General features: G+C 45.7%; 3 protein-coding genes. All 3 read right to left on the bottom strand.

Annotation, left to right across the window (positions count from 1 at the left end):
- Positions 1-1,252, bottom strand: a 1,252-nt coding sequence (locus ABGY95_RS09225) for an FAD-binding domain-containing protein (RefSeq protein WP_347441386.1), incomplete at its 3' end; no start/stop codon positions are given.
- An 11-nt stretch (positions 1,253-1,263) separates the two neighbouring features.
- Positions 1,264-2,772 carry a cryptochrome/photolyase family protein gene (locus ABGY95_RS09220; protein ID WP_347441385.1) on the bottom strand — a complete coding sequence of 503 codons (1,509 nt, stop codon included), beginning with the start codon at positions 2,770-2,772 and terminating at the stop codon, positions 1,264-1,266.
- 388 nt (positions 2,773-3,160) lie between these two features.
- On the bottom strand, positions 3,161-3,427 hold a 267-nt coding region (locus ABGY95_RS09215; protein WP_347441384.1), incomplete at its 5' end, for a hypothetical protein.

The raw sequence follows: 3,427 nt of genomic DNA, 5'->3' as shown, positions 1-3,427 counted from the left end.
GTTTGTTTGTGTGTGTGTGTGTGTGTGTGTTTGCGGCGGCAACCTGCTTGATCGGACTGTAAACACGCACACTGTTTATTCCAGTGGTGCCACTTTGCATCTGAACCTGGCTCCAATGAATTCCTGGTTCATAATCCACAAAATACCGTGCGAGTACCAGACCCGTTTGACGCCAATCGAGCCACAAATGATAGCTAGCAAATGACATTACCATAGCTCGCATCCTGAAGTTGAGCCATCCAGTAGCTTTAAGAGCACGCATGCAAGCGTCCACCATTGGATAACCAGTCCGTCCATCAGACCAAGCTTCCAATAATTCTAGATTATCGCCTCGCAGCCCATCACAGGATCGAGCAATATTTATTTGATCAATGTCCCACTGATCTTCGAGCTTTTGCATGAAGTGACAATGCCACCTGAGGCGCGACATGTAGGATCGAATACTTTGCTTCCATCTAGTTACAGAACCTTTCGCTACCGTATGCTTATTGATACTGGCGTAAAATTTATGGGCAATTTGATAGGCTTGTTTCACCGAAATTGACCCATAGCTCAAATATGGACTCATACGACTACAAGCATCGAAACCAGTTACGGGGCTGCTCATTTCAGTGCGGTAATTCATTCCTCTCACCCTCAGAAAACTATCCATTGTTTTGTGAGCCTGGTCCTCACCACCAAGCTGCCGCCCTTCCATTGGACGGTCCATTAGTCCAATATCTTGCGCGAGTAGCGGTTGACCCAAAAAATTGCTATGTGGAGAACTTAGGGTAGTAGGGGTGGCTAAGACATCTTCCTGCATTCGTTGATTCCACTGCTCCGCCCATCCATCTCGGCTTTTCAAATTACGAACCACCCCGTTTTGGTGGAACTCGCTCCATTCAATATATTTGAGATTCGCCCACTCGGCGACGCGAAGGTCCCGCTCATAGGTGGTAGCATTTCCATTTTCTTCATGCGACCAAAGCTTAGTGATTCCAAAATGATTGTGAATTTGCTCAAACACCTTCACTACCTCTCCCCGTAAGATGAGTAATTGCCCTCCGATTTTCTCAATGTTTTTACGAAGTTCTATTAGGCAATCATTGATAAAGTATAAGTGGCTCACGTCAAACTCTGGAGCTTCGTAGATAATCGGCTCATATATATATACGCCGAGCATTTTCTCCCCGTTACTACAAAGATGTCCAACCTCGTGTAGTCCACGATGGTCCCTTACCCTAAGATCACGCTTAAACCAAACCAGATGCATACAACTAAAAGCTAAAATAAAGTCTCTTCATTCCATCTCTCTCCATTTCGCATCTTTGCTCGAAATGCCTTGGCTCTTGCATGGTGCTCAGCCAGCTTATCCTCACCCATTCGCTCTAGATGTCCCAGCATCATTTTCATGCGATAGTTTCCAGCAAAAAAACTGCGATTATCGTCAAGGAAACTCCAAAATAGAGCATCCCATACAGCATTCCATGAGCCGTTCTTGTAATCTGACATTTTCTTCAAATAATTTGATCCGGACAAATACGGTTTAGTAACCATAAACTCTCCACTGGCGAACTGACTCATCCCATACACATTCGGCACCATAACCCAGTCGTATGCATCAATAAACATTTCCATGAACCATGCATAGACTGCGTCTGGCTTGATTCGCATCATCATAAAAAAACTACCCAGTAACATGAGTCGCTCAATATGATGCGCATAACCCTCTGTCTGTACTTTTCGAATCACCATATCCAGCGGTTCCAATCCAGTGCTTGCCTGCCATATTGAAGGTGGAATATCTTCTTCGAAACCCCAAAAATTTTGTTGGCGCATCCAGCGCCCATGGCACTCATACATTAAAGCTGTGAATTCCCGCCAGCCCACCACTTGTCTAATAAAACCCTCAAGATCATTGAGAGGAATGTTTTTGTTTGACGCAAATGAAAGCACACGTGCGACCACCTGACTTGGGACGAGCAAACCAATATTAAGCATTGGGCTCAATACGCTATGGTAGAGGAATACTCCTCTAGTACTGAGCGCGTCTTCGTATGATCCAAAGCCAACGAAACGCTCTTCTAGAAAAGATTCAAGCCATGTAGCGGCACCAGCGTGAGTGATTGGGTAGCGCAAAGATTCGCATTCTCCAGAACAGTTTTCCCAGAGTCCAGATACTGCCAATTCATCGCGAGCCGCAGCTATATAAACTTGGTCTTCAAGTCCATGACTAATACTCGGTTCCTCTGGCACAGGCATCGACTTTGGTAATTTTTTACGATTGGCGTCATCAAAGCTCCACTTACCACCGGTTGGTGTGCCATTCGGCTCCAAAAGTAAGTTCATACGCTTGCGCTGAGCCTCATAAAAAGTCTTCATAAAAGGCTTTTTTCTTGATGAGAAGAATTGCGTACCCCAATCGTAAGGAGTCACAAAGCTTGGGGAATCTTGCCAGCGTAACTCAAGTCCACGCTCTTCGCAGAACTCCTGTAATTCCCTTTCGAGTAAGTTATCATATAATCGGCAGACAAAAAAACATGTTGCATCAGTTGGGAGTTCTTCAAGGTTCATCACCCTGACCAGCTCTTGACCTTCCGCCAACTGAGTCGAGACGAAAGATAGTACTGCCGACTTTAACAATAGTGCGCGATGACGGTGAGGCCTTATCGCCCACTCACCCTTGCCTTCGTATAGCCACTTAGAGTCAACCAGGAAGCACTTTCTACCGCCCTCAAACAAGGGATGTTTATTGAACAATTGGTGGGGGAAAATTAAACTGTAAGCTGCCACAGCAATAACAATGCCATAAAGCTCTGAACTGTAAAATTATAATTTCATTCCACTAAGCGGGGGGCTATTTACTCAGGAACTACGAAACCCTTCAAGTCGTAGACCCAAAGCTTACCTTGATTTTTTGCGTACGGACAGCAGTGGTTACGTGAAAAGGAGCACTAGCGTTTTTGTGAGCATTTTCAGGATGTCCCAGAAAACCTTGCGCACGCCGTCTATTCGATGTTTGAGGGGTGCAGCCAATCGCATAGAGGTTGTGAACCACAGAGAACAGACAACGGCAGTAGCGTGCGTAGTAGCCAAGGAAAAAATTCCCTCCCGTTGGCCATGGGTGGGCTGGCTAGCGGGGTCACTTTGTGGGCGGCGAGTGGCCGCAGATCATACGCGTTCACTTAATGGTTAAGAGTCTCTCATGGAGTGATTTACGATATCTTTTATCCATCCAAATATGCCGTTCTTCTAGGGTCAATGGAGCTCCTAAGCTACTCAGAGTCAGTGTGCCTAGTTGCTGACTTATCACTTCACTCACCTTCTCGTAGCTCAGAGCTCTTTTGACACTCACAACTGCTAACATAAAGATATGGTTCACGACTAACTGTTGGATCAATGCTGCAAGCGCTATGCAGCACAGATGGTGGTAATTTGTGTCACTTTT

The organism is Rubritalea sp. (assembly GCF_039830215.1).
Lineage (GTDB): Bacteria > Verrucomicrobiota > Verrucomicrobiia > Verrucomicrobiales > Akkermansiaceae > Rubritalea.
The sequence above is the reverse complement of the archived record's forward strand: the minus strand, read 5'-3'. Positions and strand labels throughout refer to the sequence as shown.